Genomic DNA, 16,804 nt, shown 5'->3' on the forward strand with positions numbered 1-16,804 from the left:
CCCCATCCTCCCCATCCTCCCCATCCTCCCCATCCTCCCCATCCTCCCCATCCTCCCCATCCTCCCCATCCTCCCCACTCCTTATTGCGGTTTATCAAAGCGCCGCATTAAATAGGCTACGCCGAAATCTCCATTCGGGTGTTGTTCGAGAACTTCCGCGAGTTGGAAGACCATTTCCGCAACTTCTGGACCTAGTTTATCGATGGTGGCATCGCGTTCTTTTTCCGATTGAAGGAACGATCGCACTCGGGCTTGCCATTCCCCCGAAAAGATCTGTTCTAGGCTATCATGGAGTCCTAGTTCTTCGAGAATTTCCCATTCCCCGCGATCGCACCAGAACCCGCCACAACTAGGACAGCGTTCCACATAAAACGGGTTTTTTGCCATCACTTTGGAACGGGAAAGATAGCGATTACATTCCGGACATAATCCCGCTTTCATGTCCGTCTCAGGGGGAATGAAGTGGGTGCCGACTTCGCGAGTCACGTAGGTGGGGGGAATCATCTGCCGACGTTGCTGCGATCGCCAGGGTTCGTAGTCGGTTGAGGAAATCCAACTCCCTTGACATTCCACACAGTGCTTGACGGGGAGATCCCCGGACAAAAATCCATCGATTAGGGGTTCATTCTTATCTTTTGGGCATTGCATTGCTCTTTCTTTCCCGGTTACACCTTCAAAAATGGGACTTGGAACGAATTGGGGCTAGATAATCCAGGATGGGCGATCGCAACTCCGGATCTTAACCCGGGCCCCTGGAACTTAATTGGGGGCAGGAATCGACAAAATGGCCTCACAGTATCCGATGCAACCCTTAAGGCGATCGCGGACCTCAGACCAACGTCGCTCAAGGGTCTCCGGTTGTCGGGCCGAACCTAAAAACATCACGTCATTTCCCAGCAGCCGAATCTGCTTGTGCAGTTCCGTCTGGAACGACTGCACCAGGGACACCATACCCGGGTCTAGCTCATCCATCCCTAACCTCAAAATTTGCTCCTGAAAAAATTGTTGCATTTCAAGTGTACTGGCTCGCACCCTCGCTCGATCGGGATTCGGAGCATTGACCGTCTCGGCTAATTGGCTGAGTGCTTGCATCAAATTTTGATAACACTGGGTATGAAGATCCGGCAGCATAAGTAGAAGAAATTTGTTTATATTAAAGTAGGTAATCCGTACAATTTAATAAAACTTTAACTTAGATATAAATTGCAAGCCTGATCGATGCAGAGTTTCTGGTCCGGTGTGAACAGCTTCGGGATTTTCAAATTTCCCGCCCACCTCGCTATCGGGACCCTCCACCCTCAGCTAATAGCTCCTCATTTCCGGGTTTTCTGTATCTGAAGATACAATAAATGCCCTAAAATTGATAAATCTTCTCAAGCCCACCCCATCGTTAATCCTTCAGACAGTCTTATGATAATGAACCCCGTTGCTCCAACCTGCTCCTTTGATGTCGAGATCCCCGAATGGCTGCAAAGCTGTTTAATCTCCTATAACGAATCTCCAGACTCAGCCCACCCCGACCTATCCCAGAACGATAACTCCCTGATCTGTCGGGCCTTTGAATTCGCCTATCAACTTCATGAATGTCAGCGGCGCAAATCCGGAGAGCCTTATATCATCCATCCGATCGCCGTTGCCGGACTCCTGCGGGAACTCGGCGGCAGCAGCGCCATGATTGCCGCTGGGTTTTTGCATGATGTCGTCGAAGATACCGAAGTTACCCTCGAAGAAATCGAAGAACGCTTCGGGGAAGAAGTCCGCCAACTCGTCGAAGGCGTCACCAAACTGTCCAAATTTAACTTTTCCAGCAAAACCGAACGGCAAGCGGAGAACTTCCGCCGGATGTTTCTGGCAATGGCTAAAGATATTCGAGTCATCGTGGTGAAACTGGCCGATCGCCTACATAATATGCGCACCCTAGAGTCCCTCGCCGATGTCAAGCGTCAGCGCATCGCCCTGGAAACCCGAGAAATCTTTGCACCCCTAGCCAATCGCTTGGGGATCGGTCGATTTAAATGGGAACTCGAAGACCTCGCCTTTAAGTATCTGGAACCCGAGTCCTACCGACAGATGCAGGATCTCGTTGCCGAAAAACGGATTGATCGCGAAAACCGCCTGAATAAAGTCACCGAAACCTTGCGACTGCGCTTGGAAGAACTGGGGATCGGTTGTACAGAAGTCAGCGGACGACCCAAGCATCTGTACGGGATCTACCAAAAAATGCAGCGCCAGAACAAAAAATTTGAAGAAATATACGACGTAGCAGCGGTGAGAATTCTGGTGCAAAAAAGCGAAGAATGCTACCGTGCATTGGCGATCGCTCACGATGCCTTCCGTCCGCTACCGGGTCGCTTCAAAGACTATATCGGCCTACCCAAGCCCAACCGCTATCAATCCTTACATACCGTCGTCCTCGGACCGACAGGCAGGCCAATAGAAGTGCAAATCCGAACCGTTGAAATGCATCACGTTGCCGAGTACGGGATCGCAGCCCACTGGAAATATAAAGAGACCGGATCCAGCCACAGTAAACTCAATAACGATGACGAGAAATTCACCTGGTTACGGCAGCTATTGGAATGGCAAAGTGACCTAAAAGACGCTCAAGAGTATCTGGAAAATGTTAAGGACAATTTATTTGATGAAGATGTCTATGTCTTCACACCTCAAGGGGATTTAATCTCCTTAAAACAAGGCGCAACGCCGGTAGATTTTGCGTATAGAATTCATACGGAAGTGGGTAACCATTGTTCCGGGGCGCGGGTCAATCAACGACTGGTTACCTTAGATACTCCTTTAAATAATGGGGATATCGTTGAGATTCTCACCCAGAAAAATTGTCATCCGAGTTTAGATTGGCTGAATTTCGCCATTACAACAACAGCGAAAACCCGAATTCGCCAATGGTACAAGCGATCGCATCGGGATGAAAATGTCCAACGGGGTCGGGATATGTTGGAAAAAGAATTGGGCAAAAATGGATTTGAATCTCTGCTCAAATCTGAACAGATGCTGCAAGTGGCTCAACGCTGCAATTACCACAGTGTGGAGGATTTACTCGCCGCAGTCGGCTATGGAGAACTCACCCTGAATCAAGTGGTGCATCGCCTCCGGGGTGAAGTTACCGATCGCCAAACCTTGGCTCAGACTCAGCCGTTGTTGTTATTGCCAGGAGTCACCGCCAGGGCCGCGCTTCCCCCAGCACAGACGAAAGGGAAACACCCGATCGCCGGAGTAGAGGGATTGGTTTATCATCTGGCTCGATGTTGTACACCGATCCCCGGAGAAGCCATTATTGGAATTGTCACCCGGGGCGATCGCGGCATCTCCATTCACCGCCAAGGCTGTTCCAACGTCGAAGGGATTCCCGGCGATCGCCTCGTCCCCGTCAACTGGAATCCGACGGATTGCTCCGAGGGTCGTCCTCAAAGCTATCCGGTTGAGATTCAAATCGCCGTCCTCGATCGCGTCGGGGTCCTGAATGACATTTTGTCTCGATTGAAAGATAACAATGTCAACGTGCGCAGCGCCAACGTAAAAACCTACATGGGTAAACCGGCAACCATCGAACTGGGGATCGATATTTGCGATCGCCACCAACTCGAACGCACCTTTAACCAAATTCGTCAAATCAGCGATGTGCTGAATCTGCGACGCCTAAGCAATGCGGCGGATTAAGGTCATTGGTCATTTGTCTTTTGTCATTTGTCATTTGTCATTTGTCATTTGTCAAGGGACCAGTGACCAATGACCAATGACCAATGACAAACGACCAATATCATTCAGCCCTCATCCCTTGGGCGATCGCGCGATCGATTAACTCGCATCCGTGGGCCACTGACTCCACTCGGGCTAACTGATCCCGTAGCTCTCCGGCACCGTAAAACCCTTTCACATACCAGGTCAAATGCTTTCGCGCCTGTTGCACTCCGCGATCGCCTTTGTACTCCCACAACCCCCGTAAATGCTCCTTCGCACATTCCAACCGCTCGATCGGGGTGGGTGCTTTCAACTCCTCCCCAGTTTTCAGAAAATGGTCAATCTCTCCCACTAAAAACGGATATCCCAAAGTCCCCCGGGAACACATCACCCCATCGGCCCCCGTTTCCTCCAAACAGCGTACCGCCATTTCCACTGAAAAAATATCCCCATTCCCAATCACCGGAATTGACAGCACCTGCTTAACTCGTCGAATCCACTCCCACTTGGCACTGCCATGATATCCTTGGTCCCGCGTCCGGCCATGAATCGTAATCATAGCTGCACCAGCATCTTGCATTCCCTTAGCAAAGTCGAGGATATTAATCTCGTGATCGGACCAACCAATGCGGGTTTTCACCGTCACTGGAACCGATACCGCTTTGACCACTGCACGGACGATCTCCTCGGCAGTTTTGGGGTCCCGCAACAACGAAGAACCCCCGCCATTTTTGGTAATTTTATTCACCGGGCAGCCCATATTAATATCAATAGTATCGGCCCCTTCGGCCACAGCCATGACTGCCGCCTCCGCCAAGAAATCTGGGCGACAGTCGAAAAGTTGAACGCTAATCGGTTGTTCGTTGGGGTCCACTTCCATAATTTTGGGAACCTCCCGCAGATAGCGCAAACTGCTCGCTTGCACCATTTCGGTGTACATCATGGAGTGCGGTGCATAGCGACGCACCAGACGACGAAAGACTAAATCTGTAACCCCGGATAAGGGGGATTGCAAGACCCGACTTTTTACCGTAAGGTGACCAATTTTCAGGGGAGTTGCGAGCTTTTGTTGCAATTCAGGGGAAAGAATGGGCATTTTTGAATTCCTGATCGTCACGATTGGGGTGAAAGCAAGACAGGGGTGATTGGGTCTTTATCGTTTGCCGAACAATCGCCTAATTTCACGTTCAGAAACTGCTGTTTCTTGTTGAATTTCGTCACATTTTTGTTTTTTCAACAGATTGACTTGAGCTTCGGACTCCACCCCATCCGCGATCGCCCTTAAATTGATGCCGTGGGCCATTTGGATAATGGCATTTAGAATGGGAGCATTTTGAGTGGGATTGCCAATCAAACTGCGGGAGATTTTGAGACTATCCAAACCCAAATTTCCTAAATAATTGAGGGAACTTTGGGCCATGCCAAATTGGGCGATGGTGAGGTGCAATCCCAGCCGTTTGAATTGGAGGAATTGAGAGGCGAGTGCATTCAGGTTTTTTGCATTGGCGATCGCCTCGGCTGGAATCTCTAATTCCAAATATCCAGGGTCGAGACCCGTGCTTTTTAAGCTCTCCATCAGGAGCGCCGTTAGATTTACATCATTCAGTAATTGTTCGGAGATGCTCGCCGAAATTCGCACGGAGAGTTTGGCCTCATTTTGCCATATTTTACCTTGCTGACAAGCGATTTGTAACATCCATTGACTCATCTCTCGCAGCAGTCCCACTTCTTGCGCTAAAGACAAGACTTTAGCGGGAGGAATCGGTCCCAATCGGGGATGATCCCAATAGGGGACTGCCGCGACTGAACTGATTTTTTTCTTTCGGAGATCGATGCGAGGTTGATAAAAGACTTGCAGTTGTTTTTGCTCCCAACTGCGCCGCAAATCGGAGGCGAGTTCCAACTCCTTAGCCGTATCAAATCCAAACAAGGGACGGGTATAGATTTTAGAGGAATTTCCTCCAGATTGCTTGACTTCTCCCATTGCTACCCCGGCTTGCCTGCGCAGTTCTTCCACATTTGATACCGTGGGATAAAAGGCGATGCCGATTGAGGCGGTGAGGGGAATGGATTTGCGTTCAATCTGGTAGGGTTGAGCGATTTCTTGTAATAATTGTTGGGCGATCGCCACAGCAGTTTCTTTCTCAGTCACCGGGGGGAGCACAATTCCAAACTCGTCACCCCCTATCCGAACTGCACCGCCTCCTTGCAATCGTTCAGTAAAATCAATGAGGCGGCGGGCGACCTGTTGTAAAATTAAGTCCCCATTTCCATAACTAATGGTATCATTAATTCGACCAAATTTATCCAACCCTAAAAGCAAAAAGGGAACGAGGGTATTTCTGCTCTGACTTTGGGCGATCGCCTCGGGCAATAAACCCTCTTTTCCTTCTAATCCTGACCAATTCGGTAAACCCGTGAGAGCGTCAAATTTTTCTAACAGAGTAAGTTGTTCGGACACTTGCTTAAGCTGTTCGGTTTGCTGTTCCGTTCGCTTGAGTCTGGCTTCGATCGCCTCTAGTAATTCTTTCTTGGTAAAGGGTTTCGTGAGATAATCATCCGCCCCCAGATTCATACCTTGACGCACATCCGAGCGATCACCCTTTGCCGTCAAAAAAATTAAGGGAATATTGACGGTATTCGCATCCGCTCTTAATGCTTGTAATACCCCATAACCATCCAGTTCGGGCATCATAATATCACAAATAATCAGATCAAACCCCTCGGATTTGGCCAGTTCAACCCCTTCCCGTCCATTGGTAGCCCCACTTCCTTCAAAATCTTCAGCTTCAAGAAAATCGAGGATATTATTCAGAATTTCCGATGTATCTTCAATTACTAATATTTTGGTCATACCGTTTCTCTTTAAGACAATCGTTTATTCATAAAGCGGTGTTTTCGGCAACATCGCCTTGATTTGTACTGACATACACCCCGACTTGAAGCAAATGGCAGACATCCTTTCAGTTTCACCGCTTGAGCAATGCTTAGGGATTGTCTGCCTGACTTTCCAGTTTATTATAGAATAAAGTTCTGAGCGCGGCAGTAAGTTAGAGTGGCTAATTTTTCAACAAAGACTGACCGGCGCGTGATTGCTCATTGAGAGGAGTTTTGCTCGGGAGCAGTAAGGGGTTCGCTATTTGAATGGTGTACTCTCACCGAGCAAGATGTGAACCAGGGGGACATCCCTTACGCCCATCCCGCACATCGGAGGAGCAGGCGTCGGATCCATTGTCAGAATCCTGGAAGGTTCGCTATAGTCAAAGAAGATGCGGGCTGGGTCTCACGCTTCCCATCCCGGCCTAGAAGTCCAGGAAAGCCTGAAAAGTAGCGCCTGCGATCGCCACTCTTACCCGAGGCGAAACCTTTCCGGTGAGTCCCTCCTCGTCATCGGTCTTTTTCCGAAAAATTCAACGTTTAATCTGCTTTCATATTTTGTTTTAGGTTTTTTCTCTGGCCAAATACAATCCTTCAGGGTCAGAATTCAACCAAAAATTACGGATTTTGTGAAGAAAGGTAAAGGGAGGAAGAGGCAAAGAAGGTGTGGAAGAAAAATGCCTATCCACCGATCCCCTCACCGATTGCGGAACGGACAGAACCGCTATTGTAGCTAGCGATATCAAAGCAAATCCATCCATGCACTCACCAGGAGCATCATTCATGCCAAATCAACCCCGTGATCTTGAATGTGGAGAATATTCTCAATCTCATCTGGAGTTAGAACTCTTAGAGCTACTAACCCAGATAGAAGTTCCTTACCCTTGGAACCCAACAGCCCTTGAGAGTGAGACTTATTTTTCCACCGTAGAAGCTTCCGTTGCGCCCATGTGGTTGCCCGACGAAGCTGAGTTTGCACCTCAAGCACAAACGGCGATCGCCGCTTTCGAGAGACTGTGGTCCGCCAATCCCTCGCAAACCTCCGTAGTAGAGACTGTTAGAGCAGCTTTAGTGCAAAAATTTGGGACACAGGTACCTGTTAGCTGGTTAGAGGCGATCGCCGAACGCGCTCAAACCTTAACCTCTAGCACAACCCCGATTGCTCAAAGATTAGTGCAATGTGTCAGCGAACTGCTGCCGCAGTGGACTCCGGAAGATTTACAGGTTTTAGCCCGACCCTTTGCCTACGCCATGCGAGGCGAATCCCTCGACTCCACGGTAACCACCATGAGCGAGAAAACCTGGTCTAACTTATCCGAGATTGAAAAAGCCCGCCTGAGTTTGGCGATCGCCCGTTATGCCGTCTCTGAATTAGAAAATTTGTCGGCATAAATTACCGGGGGTGTTATTTTAATCATCTTGCACTCAACTTTAATTCAGGGTCAACACTTTCTTAATGGGATGGCAACCTCATTGGGCCAAGCATCCCCATTTCTTCAACCCCTTGGCTGGTTCAGCATCTCAACAAAGAGTCTTGATATATCGGTGTATCCCCCGCGATCGCCTTGATAGGGTTAATCCAAACACTGGATCACACCATGTCATACAAAGGGCGGGGGATATTGCTGTAATCATCAGCGAATATTCCTCAATTGAACATCATCACCCGAGAACAGATACACTGGTTAAAAGTCCCTTTCACATTAGAGCCAGTGTTGTTGAATGTCTTGGTCTGAGATTCCTTGCCTGAGCATCGCGATCGCGCCATTAAATACCAACTCTGATGCCAAACACTTTGCCATCTGGGTTCTGAAAGCCCCCTATCCCGGTGGCTACGTTCATTATGACTGTCCCTGGCCCGATAGCCTCACCCAAACCTGGCAAGCGTGGCATCAGCTATTTTCCCTACAGCCCTTGCCCTCAGTCTGGAATCTACAGCCTTCATCCCAAGACAACGCCTTGTCCCTGCTTACCCCCAGCAGCAGTCAGTCTCCAGCCAGTTACAGTGCTCGCCTAATGCAGCAGTTAGGACTCCAGCTTTGGCAATGGCTGTTTGGGGAAGCGCTTCAAAATAGCTATGCCCAAAGCATGGGAATCGCAATGGGTCAGGACCGACCCCTGCGGATTCAGTTAGAAATTCGGGACCCCGAACTGATCGCGTTGCCTTGGGAGCTCATGCAACCCCGTCCAGGTAAACCCACCATTTGCCTCAATCCCCAATTGCGATTTAGCCGGACCACCAGTGATGTAGACCCCCTGGGGATTCGTTGTACCGCCCAATCTTTAAAAATTTTATTAGTCTTAGGGGAAGAAGTCGAGACCCCCGGTCATCCCTCCCAGCCAGAAAACCGCCTGCAACTGCAAAAAGAAGCGAATGCTTTAGCCCAGGTCCTAGAACCGAGCGATCGCAACCGTCAGGGGAGTGACAATATCCTCCCGGTATCCTGCCATGTGGATACCTTAATCCAACCCACTCCCAGCGAATTGATTGAAACCCTCGAAACGGGAAACTATAATATTTTCTTCTATGCGGGTCACGGCATCTGTGCACCTGCGGGCGGTCAGTTATTATTACGCAGCGGGACCCCTCTGAGTGGGACGGAATTGGCTCAAGTGCTGGTGCGCTCAGAAGTGACTTTAGCGGTGTTTAATGCTTGTTGGGGCGCTCAGAGCGATCGCCAGAATGGACAAGCGATTCCTCGCAGTAGTTTAGCTGAGGTCCTGATTCATCATGGCGTCCCGGCAGTGTTGGGAATGCGCGACTCGATTACCGATGAAGAAGCATTAAGTTTTATTCAAGCCTTTACCAGCGCCCTGGCAGACCGAATGTCCATTGATCGCGCTGTAGCAGTGGCCCGACAGCAGTTATTAACGGTTTATAAATTCAATCAACCTGCTTGGACCTTACCTGTCCTTTATATGCATCCGCAGTTTAATGGGGAATTAATCCAACCTTTGGACTATCTGGAGACAGAACTCCCGGAGAACACACCCTCGGGGATTCGGCCTTTAATTAGTCTGGCTTATCTGCGATCGCTCGATGTCAGCAATCAAGTCTGGCCGATTCGGGGGGGCCTCATGCGGGTGGGTCGGCGGTCTCAAAACGACCTGGTGATACAGGAACGGTGGGTTTCCCAACGACACGCCGAAATTTTTTACCGAGATATGTCAGGGACAGGTTCAGTTCCCGCTTATTTTCTGCGGGATTTTTCTCGGTATGGGACTTTGATTAAAAGTAGTAATGGTTGGCAAAAAGTGCACCATCAGGAAGTGAAGTTAGAATCAGGAATTTTATTAAAATTTGGCAGTTCCCAGGGTCAAACGTTAGAGTTTGCGATTGAGGAATGGCAAACTCATGACACAGGAGAGAAGGGGTAAGATCAACAAACATCCGTTGCTCTTCTATGGTTTGTGGGAATAAAATGTGAAAAGACGCCCTTGCTTTATCTCAGAGGTACAATTGCACATCTGAGAACATGGGCGTCTATAATTTAACCGGGAATTGACCCGGGAAAAATTTAGAATAGACCGAGAGTCAGAGACTTGTCGATCGGCATGATTGCGCCGACTCCCAACCAGATGGTGAACAAAGTACCAAACAGGAAGACTGCCGTCGCCAAAGGACGACGAAAGGGGTTTTGGAATTTGTTGACATTCTCGATAAAGGGAACCAACATCAAACCAACGGGAATCGCACCCATCAATGCAATTCCTAACAGTTTGTTAGGAACGACACGCAGCATCTGGAACGAAGGCCACAGATACCATTCGGGAAGAATTTCCAGAGGGGTCGCAAAGGGGTCAGCAGGTTCTCCGACCATTGCGGGGTCTAAAACACCTAATCCAACACACAGGGCGATCGTCCCGAGAATAACTACGGGGAAGACATAGAGCAGGTCATTTGGCCAAGCGGGTTCGCCATAATAGTTATGGCCCATCCCCATTGCCAATTTTGCCCGCAACTTCGGATCGCTCAGATCCGGCTTTTTCAAAATAGACATTTTTGAGAATCCTCTCCTTAATTGTTAAGGTCGGCAGGTCTTGGCTGGAATTGCTAAAAGGATATAGCGATCGTCAGCATGATGAATAGCAAGGATCTCTTTACAAGGGACCGGAAATACCTTGCTTGCGAATCATTAAGAAGTGCAGCAACATGAACACGGCAATCAGCCAAGGCAACACGAAGGTGTGCAAGCTGTAATAGCGCGTCAAGGTGCCTTGACCCACACTGGTACCACCGCGCAGCAGTTCAACAATGGTAGAACCAACTACGGGGATTGCTTCGGGTACTCCAGAGACGATCTTAACGGCCCAGTAACCCACTTGATCCCAAGGGAGAGAGTAGCCCGTCACGCCAAAGGAGACGGTAATCGTTGCTAAGATCACGCCGGTGACCCAGGTGAGTTCCCGAGGTTTTTTGAAACCGCCGGTTAGGTAAACTCGGAACACGTGCAGAATCATCATCAGGACCATCATACTGGCGGACCAGCGATGAACGGAACGGATGAGCCAGCCGAAGTTGACCTCAGTCATTAGGTACTGGATTGAGGAAAAGGCTTCGGTAACGGTGGGGCGATAATAGAAGGTCATCGCGAACCCAGTGGCAAATTGGATGAGGAAGCAGACTAGCGTAATCCCGCCCAAGCAGTAGAAGATATTGACATGGGGAGGGACGTACTTGCTGGTGATGTCCTCAGCGAGCGCCTGAATTTCGAGGCGATCTTGAAACCACTGGTATGTTTTGGAGTTCGTTACTTCTTTGGAAAACATTGCAGCAAGCGTTCCGAAAAGATTAATGCGTTTCTTCCAAAATGTAACATAATCTAAACACTATTTTCATAAATCTAAGACCCTTTGGCGATCGCGGCTAATCCCCAATCCCTTGGCCCTTCTGTACAAGGGATCGGGGTGGGGATCAGCCTTGAAGGTGGGGGGCTACTTTTATGAGAAAAGGTCAGCCTCAAGTGGCTCGATCGCCCTGGGTGAGCGATCGCCTCCTGGGGTGGGATCTAGAATTGGAGGGTTAGGGGTCCAGATTCCCCGGCTCAAATTCCGGTTCTATTCCTGAATGTCTTTGTCGAGGCGATCGCCAATCCCGAATTTAACCTAGACGTGGGTGGGTGGGAAGTGATCAAGAGGGCGATCGCAGCCAAACCCTTTCTTGTCAACCCTCCCAATGCTAGATAGCTAAATCCCCTAAACTGGGGTAACTTTAGCTCATATATTTAGACTGATAAATTTGATATAAGCTTTGATCAACCTTTCAAAATCGGCATTATGGCAAAACGAGTATTCCGAGTAGGGCTATTATTGGTCTTGCAATTTACCCTTGCCTGTGGCTGGTGGACGCCAGAGGCATTCGCCCTGAGCGAAGAGCAGCAGTTGATTTCGCAAGCGTGGCGAATCGTTAACTACTCTTATGTAGATGAGAGCTTTAACCATCAAAATTGGTGGTTTGTGCGCCAAAAGGCACTGAAACATCCCCTATCCAATCGCGAAGAAACTTATGAGCAGATTCAAGGAATGCTCGCGAGTTTGGATGACCCCTTTACCCGATTATTAAAACCCGAGCAGTATCGAAGTTTACAAGTCAATACCTCGGGAGAGCTAACTGGGGTGGGATTACAAATTGCCCTAGATGAGGAAACGGGAACCGTGGCTGTGATTGCCCCGATTGATGGGTCCCCTGGTCAGAAAGCGGGATTGCGCCCGGGCGATCGCATTCTGGAAATTGAAGGAACCTCTACGATGGGTTTAACCTTAGATGAAGCGGCAGCTAGAATGCGCGGCCCCATTGGAACCACAGTCACCCTAACCATTAGACGAGAGGAAACTCAAGAGGTGGAACAGGTTCCTCTCGTCCGGGAGTTGATTGCCTTAAACCCAGTTAACTCTAAATTGCAGCAAACCCCAGATGGTCGTTCCGTGGGCTACATTCGTCTGAGCCAATTCAACGCCAATGCAGCAACAGAAATTGCCCAGACGGTGCAGGCGTTTGAGGAGCAAGGGGCAGATGCCTACATTCTCGATCTGCGGAGCAATCCGGGGGGGCTCTTACAAGCGGGGATAGAAATTGCTCGACTGTGGCTAAATGGCGGTACGATAGTTTATACAGTAAACCGGCAAGGCATAGTCGGCAGCTTTGAAGCGATGGATGAAGCACTGACCGACGATCCCTTAGTCGTGTTAGTCGATCGCGGGACTGCCAGCGCCAGTGAAATTCTGGCCGGTGCTCTACAGGATAATGGACGGGCCTTGTTGGTGGGAGAAAAAACGTTTGGCAAGGGGTTGATTCAGTCCCTATTTGACTTAGCCGATGGTTCGGGATTAGCGGTAACCGTAGCGAAGTATGAAACGCCAAATCACCGGGATATTCATAAATTGGGGATCGTTCCCGATAAAGAGGTGGCATTAGATCCGATATCGCGCGATCGCTTGGCAACGGAGTTTGATCGCCAATATCAAGCGGCATTGGACTTACTCATTGATCCCAGGGTGGTGGCGGGTGTCCATTAGGGTTGGGACGGTTTTCCCGATCCCAAGGGTGCTGAAGCGACTCAGCTTTCATGGGGCAAGGGCCCTCAGTGGTCAAGGGTGAACCACCGGAAGCGGTTTACGGGTCTAAACCATTCAATGGATTTAAAATCCCTGGTTTAGGGGCGATCGCCTTAACCTGTTCAGCAGTGATGGACGCCGGTTGGACAAAGGAGGAGTCGCACTCCCTCCCCCTGGACGATCCGGATTGAAAAGTGACACATCCGCAAAGCCAACTTGGAGAGGACCTCGGTAAGGTGATTCTAGTGGGTTATGGAAGAGGATGAAACAGTATGAACCCTGGCTTTTTTGGTCATCAGCAACATAGAAATAGCTATCCCTGCACTCCGGATTCGGCTTTGTCCAATCCAGGGTCGGGGCTGGTCAAGGGCCCTGCACGGGGCAAACGCCAGCGCCGGTCTACCTGGGAAGGTCCCTCCCCTAGGGGGATCGGGTTGGGGTCCCAAGGGTTATCTCCGCAGCAGTTACGTCAACAAGCGAGTTTGACGGTTCAACGAGGAGACTATGCCGGGGCGATCGCCCTGCTGAGTTCGTTAGTCTCTCAGAATCTCGCCAGTGCGATTGACTACAACAATCGGGGGTTGATGTATTTTCAAAGTGGTGAATATGAGAAAGCCCTAGCGGATTATAACCAAGCCATCGAGCTAGATGCTCAACTGTCCCAAGCCTACAATAATCGGGGCAATTGCTATGCGGCGTTAGGGTTGCGCGTAGAGGCGACTTTGGACTATGACATGGCGATCGACCTGAATCCCTTTAACGTGCGGGCGCTGATCAATCAGGGGATCACTTTGCGCGAAATGGAAATCTATGAATTGGCGATCGAGAATTTTGAAATAGCCTTGGGACTCGGGCAAATTGAAGGGCATATCTTTGCCGAACGAGGCCGGACCTATCATGTGATGGGAGAATGGAATGCGGCGATCGCCGACTATCGACGGGCCCTGGAATTTTTGCCCGAATCTACCGCTTCATCCGCTGAGGTGTCCACCCGGTTGCGATCGCTGGTCAAAAATTGGATTCATGAACTGATTGGTTCTTCCGACACCGATCCCCATTCCTAAGCCAGAGTTTCTCATGATAGCCCTCATCCTACTTCCTCCGGCAAAAACCGTTAGGGAAGCATAACCGGCAAGAGATGCCAGGGTTATGCTATTTTTGAAAGCCTGCTTTTACCCGTCGCCATCCCAGCCTTGTTCAAGGGTTAACGCTTCACTGGCGCAGTCGGCTTATTTATCAATCACAATTTGAACTTTATTGGGATCGACCCGATAGCTATGTTCTTCCATAATACTCGTCGCTTGTTCCGGAGCCATCAACCGTTGCAGTTCCGCCTGCAAGCGATTTACGCGGGTTTCAACATGGTTGACTTCAGCACGAATATCCTGTAAATCCTGCTGCCGAGACTGTTGATAGGGAAGCAGGGTGATCACCGCAGAGACGGCAACCACTGAAAGAACCGCGTTGACGGCTAACTTCACCGTGGTTTCAGCGGCGATCGCCCGGTAAAGATGTCGCTGTTGGTGCTGTTGCGACAACCCGCGTCTTTTTGGACGTCGCGTTTCCACAGGTATTAAATGGGGCGTTGAGGGTTGAATTGCATTCATGAGAGTGACTATCCCTTACCTTGCCTGAAATATCAGTTTCAATTCAAAAAAAGCATTTACCGGAGCTAAACCGGGCTTGGTGGTTGCGCGGCAGGACAAGCGCGTATCCCACCTGAATTCTACTCCCTTGTTTAGCTCTCAACCGCCTACCTTAAGACTTTTTTTTGAAAAATGCTTGCAAAAAATTCCGAATCCTCAAATCATCCCCCAGATTAACCCGGTTAGGGGATCCTGATTGGCTATTTTATTTTCTGCCATTGATTTTGGAAACAGGTTCCCAAATCAGGAGCCTGTCAAGGACCCTTACGGTAGGCAAGGGTCCTCGACAGGCCCTGAGCCGTTGGACTGGGAGAACCTTACTTGTACAGTTCGGTTGCCAGACGGAAGGCTAAGATGCCCGGAATTAAAGCAACAACCAGTGCGACTAGGACTTGGGTTTCAGAGATTCCCATAATTTAGACCTCCTTGATATTTGGATATTTTTAACTAATGTCGGCTATTTCGTGCCGTGAGGAAACCCATTGTTACAATATGCAACAAATAGTTCTGCCATTTTACTCTGTCTCGCGCCCCGAATGGGACCCCAAAGCCCAAATCAGCCCCTCAGAGGTGGGATTCCTGGGTTGAGTAAAAAATCCTAGTTTTTCCCTGAGAGCCACGATACCTCAGAGCCTCGGTACAGGATTAGATAGAGAAAATAAGAAACCGGGGTTCTGGAGCACATTTTTGGCTAACGAGGAGCATTTTGGTCAAAAAACCCCCTTGTCTTCTGGCTACAGTATTTTTAAGCTCCCAGACCCCAGAAACTGGCTTTCTGGGGCGCATTTACTGCTTTGTGTTTAGCATTTTGGAGAAGAAAGCCGGTCGTCTTCTGGCTACTGTAGCGATGCTCTAGGGGTTCAAAAGGTTTAGCACAGAGGGGGAGCGGGGCGAATTTATTCCGGGAAACCCGAGATTCGGTGTACTGAAATTTCTCATAAAAGGTTAAGCTGAGTGAAGACCGCTGATCATTCGCTCCGAAGTGATTGCCCCCAATTTTGACCTAGGTCGCTGTAAGTGGCAGGCTACTTTCGACTCGCCCAGAGGGCTTCACCAGCCCAAGTCCCTCGTTACATGAGGACTTTTGGAGACTCACAGGCAGAAAGAGGGAAAATCATGGATGAATGATTGGTTCGGTTTCCCTGCGTGACCGCTATCAAGGAAAATTTTTCGTTAATGCTAGACCGATTTAGTGATTTTTATCCCCAAAATATCGGAATTGAAACAGCTTTCCTGCTGCTGATTTTAGTAGCGTTGGAATCTGTGCTCTCGGCAGACAATGCGATCGCCCTAGCCTCGATTGCGCAAGGATTACTGGACCCGAAGATCCAGCGTCAGGCCCTCAATTTTGGGCTAGTGGCTGCTTTTATCCTGCGGATAGCGCTCATTTTTACCGCCACCTGGGTGATCAACTTTTGGCAGTTCCAGCTTCTCGGAGCCGTCTATTTGTTGTGGTTAGTCTTTCAATATTTTACGTCCTCAGAAGGGGAAGAAAATCAGCGGAGTGGCCCGAAATATAATTCGCTGTGGCAAGCGATTCCGATCATTGCCATGACGGATTTGGCCTTTTCGTTAGATAGTGTCACTACGGCGATCGCAGTTTCTTCAGAAATTTGGCTGATTATTACAGGTGCAACCATTGGAATTATCGCCCTGCGGTTTATGGCGGGGTTATTTATCCGATGGTTGGATGAATATGTTCACCTGGAAGATGCGGGTTATATTACCGTGGGCTTGGTGGGATTGCGTCTGCTGATGCGCGTATTTAGCGACGATTTTGTCCTACCGGAATGGTTCTTTATTTCCTTGGTTGTAATGTTATTCATCTGGGGATTTTCCCTCAGAAAGCCCGAGACTGAACTGGAAAATGCTGTTGAATCCGCCACGAATCACGATGCAGAGGCGGTGGCTCCCCTCCAGGAAAAGGGAGAAATAATTCAGGAGTAAGAAGGAGTAAGGGTTAAGAATTCACTCCGGGAAGTTCTTAATTCTTAACCCTTACTCATGGGAGTCTCACGGTCTCGGCT

General features: G+C 49.4%; 15 protein-coding genes. 7 read left to right on the plus strand and 8 right to left on the minus strand.

Annotated features, from left to right (window positions below; all coding sequences use genetic code 11):
- Positions 1 to 81: 81 nt before the first annotated feature.
- Positions 82 to 648 (minus strand): TFIIB-type zinc ribbon-containing protein, encoded by a 567-nt coding sequence (locus tag NG792_RS19485; protein WP_261197308.1) that lies wholly within the window; start codon positions 646 to 648, stop codon positions 82 to 84.
- 111 nt (positions 649 to 759) lie between these two features.
- Positions 760 to 1,131, minus strand: coding sequence for a heterocyst frequency control protein PatD (gene patD, locus NG792_RS19490; RefSeq protein ID WP_261197307.1), 372 nt, complete (start codon positions 1,129 to 1,131; stop codon positions 760 to 762).
- 279 nt (positions 1,132 to 1,410) lie between these two features.
- On the opposite strand from patD, the gene NG792_RS19495 reads away from it, so the two are divergent.
- Entirely contained in the window at positions 1,411 to 3,678 is a 2,268-nt protein-coding gene (locus NG792_RS19495; protein WP_261197306.1) for a RelA/SpoT family protein, read from the plus strand.
- Between the two features lie 100 nt (positions 3,679 to 3,778).
- Here NG792_RS19495 and dusB read toward each other — a convergent pair whose 3' ends face one another.
- Together dusB and NG792_RS19505 are read right to left on the minus strand one after the other, a co-directional pair.
- Positions 3,779 to 4,795, minus strand: a complete 1,017-nt coding sequence (gene dusB / locus NG792_RS19500; protein WP_261236501.1) for a tRNA dihydrouridine synthase DusB — start codon at positions 4,793 to 4,795, stop codon at positions 3,779 to 3,781.
- 57 nt (positions 4,796 to 4,852) lie between these two features.
- Entirely contained in the window at positions 4,853 to 6,553 is a 1,701-nt protein-coding gene (locus NG792_RS19505) for an EAL domain-containing response regulator (RefSeq protein ID WP_261236502.1), read from the minus strand.
- An 806-nt stretch (positions 6,554 to 7,359) separates the two neighbouring features.
- Here NG792_RS19505 and NG792_RS19510 point away from each other — a divergent pair.
- Together NG792_RS19510 and NG792_RS19515 are read left to right on the plus strand one after the other, a co-directional pair.
- The gene (locus NG792_RS19510; RefSeq protein ID WP_261236503.1) at positions 7,360 to 7,968 is read left to right on the plus strand and encodes a hypothetical protein; all 609 of its coding nucleotides are present in this window, start codon (positions 7,360 to 7,362) and stop codon (positions 7,966 to 7,968) included.
- A 330-nt stretch (positions 7,969 to 8,298) separates the two neighbouring features.
- Entirely contained in the window at positions 8,299 to 9,954 is a 1,656-nt protein-coding gene (locus NG792_RS19515; protein ID WP_261197302.1) for a CHAT domain-containing protein, read from the plus strand.
- 140 nt (positions 9,955 to 10,094) lie between these two features.
- Here the strand turns inward: NG792_RS19515 and petD are convergent, their stop codons facing one another.
- Positions 10,095 to 10,577 carry a cytochrome b6-f complex subunit IV gene (gene petD, locus NG792_RS19520; RefSeq protein WP_261197301.1) on the minus strand — a complete coding sequence of 161 codons (483 nt, stop codon included), beginning with the start codon at positions 10,575 to 10,577 and terminating at the stop codon, positions 10,095 to 10,097.
- 100 nt (positions 10,578 to 10,677) lie between these two features.
- A complete protein-coding gene (gene petB, locus NG792_RS19525) occupies positions 10,678 to 11,346 on the minus strand; it encodes a cytochrome b6 (protein WP_261197300.1) in 669 nt (222 codons plus the stop codon).
- 507 nt (positions 11,347 to 11,853) lie between these two features.
- Here petB and ctpA point away from each other — a divergent pair.
- The 3 genes from ctpA to NG792_RS19540 all read left to right on the plus strand — a co-directional run bounded on the left by ctpA (position 11,854) and on the right by NG792_RS19540 (position 14,195).
- On the plus strand, positions 11,854 to 13,092 hold the full coding sequence (ctpA, locus tag NG792_RS19530; protein WP_261236504.1) for a carboxyl-terminal processing protease CtpA: 1,239 nt from the start codon (positions 11,854 to 11,856) through the stop codon (positions 13,090 to 13,092).
- Between the two features lie 50 nt (positions 13,093 to 13,142).
- Positions 13,143 to 13,322, plus strand: coding sequence for a hypothetical protein (locus NG792_RS19535; RefSeq protein WP_261236505.1), 180 nt, complete (start codon positions 13,143 to 13,145; stop codon positions 13,320 to 13,322).
- Between the two features lie 81 nt (positions 13,323 to 13,403).
- Positions 13,404 to 14,195, plus strand: a complete 792-nt coding sequence (locus NG792_RS19540) for a tetratricopeptide repeat protein (protein WP_261236506.1) — start codon at positions 13,404 to 13,406, stop codon at positions 14,193 to 14,195.
- 165 nt (positions 14,196 to 14,360) lie between these two features.
- Here the strand turns inward: NG792_RS19540 and NG792_RS19545 are convergent, their stop codons facing one another.
- Together NG792_RS19545 and psaM are read right to left on the minus strand one after the other, a co-directional pair.
- Complete coding sequence (locus NG792_RS19545) at positions 14,361 to 14,738, minus strand: slr1601 family putative cell division protein (RefSeq protein WP_261197296.1); 378 nt, start codon at positions 14,736 to 14,738, stop codon at positions 14,361 to 14,363.
- Between the two features lie 356 nt (positions 14,739 to 15,094).
- A complete protein-coding gene (gene psaM / locus NG792_RS19550) occupies positions 15,095 to 15,190 on the minus strand; it encodes a photosystem I reaction center subunit XII (RefSeq protein ID WP_015148281.1) in 96 nt (31 codons plus the stop codon).
- Positions 15,191 to 15,953: 763 nt separating this feature from the next.
- Here psaM and NG792_RS19555 point away from each other — a divergent pair.
- The gene (locus NG792_RS19555; protein ID WP_261197295.1) at positions 15,954 to 16,724 is read left to right on the plus strand and encodes a TerC family protein; all 771 of its coding nucleotides are present in this window, start codon (positions 15,954 to 15,956) and stop codon (positions 16,722 to 16,724) included.
- The last annotated feature ends 80 nt before the right edge of the window (positions 16,725 to 16,804 follow it).

The sequence above is a fragment of the Laspinema olomoucense D3b genome (genome assembly GCF_025370785.1).
Classification (GTDB): domain Bacteria; phylum Cyanobacteriota; class Cyanobacteriia; order Cyanobacteriales; family Laspinemataceae; genus Laspinema; species Laspinema olomoucense.

Coding starts and splice junctions, on each gene's coding strand:
- ctpA (WP_261236504.1), top strand. CDS start 11,854: ATGGCAAAACGAGTATTCCGAGTAGGGCTATTATTGGTCTTGCAATTT.
- NG792_RS19540 (WP_261236506.1), top strand. CDS start 13,404: ATGAACCCTGGCTTTTTTGGTCATCAGCAACATAGAAATAGCTATCCC.
- NG792_RS19535 (WP_261236505.1), top strand. CDS start 13,143: ATGGGGCAAGGGCCCTCAGTGGTCAAGGGTGAACCACCGGAAGCGGTT.
- NG792_RS19485 (WP_261197308.1), bottom strand. CDS start 648: ATGCAATGCCCAAAAGATAAGAATGAACCCCTAATCGATGGATTTTTG.
- NG792_RS19505 (WP_261236502.1), bottom strand. CDS start 6,553: ATGACCAAAATATTAGTAATTGAAGATACATCGGAAATTCTGAATAAT.
- NG792_RS19545 (WP_261197296.1), bottom strand. CDS start 14,738: ATGAATGCAATTCAACCCTCAACGCCCCATTTAATACCTGTGGAAACG.
- petB (WP_261197300.1), bottom strand. CDS start 11,346: ATGTTTTCCAAAGAAGTAACGAACTCCAAAACATACCAGTGGTTTCAA.
- NG792_RS19515 (WP_261197302.1), top strand. CDS start 8,299: ATGTCTTGGTCTGAGATTCCTTGCCTGAGCATCGCGATCGCGCCATTA.
- NG792_RS19510 (WP_261236503.1), top strand. CDS start 7,360: ATGCCAAATCAACCCCGTGATCTTGAATGTGGAGAATATTCTCAATCT.
- dusB (WP_261236501.1), bottom strand. CDS start 4,795: ATGCCCATTCTTTCCCCTGAATTGCAACAAAAGCTCGCAACTCCCCTG.
- psaM (WP_015148281.1), bottom strand. CDS start 15,190: ATGGGAATCTCTGAAACCCAAGTCCTAGTCGCACTGGTTGTTGCTTTA.
- petD (WP_261197301.1), bottom strand. CDS start 10,577: ATGTCTATTTTGAAAAAGCCGGATCTGAGCGATCCGAAGTTGCGGGCA.
- NG792_RS19555 (WP_261197295.1), top strand. CDS start 15,954: ATGCTAGACCGATTTAGTGATTTTTATCCCCAAAATATCGGAATTGAA.
- patD (WP_261197307.1), bottom strand. CDS start 1,131: ATGCTGCCGGATCTTCATACCCAGTGTTATCAAAATTTGATGCAAGCA.
- NG792_RS19495 (WP_261197306.1), top strand. CDS start 1,411: ATGATAATGAACCCCGTTGCTCCAACCTGCTCCTTTGATGTCGAGATC.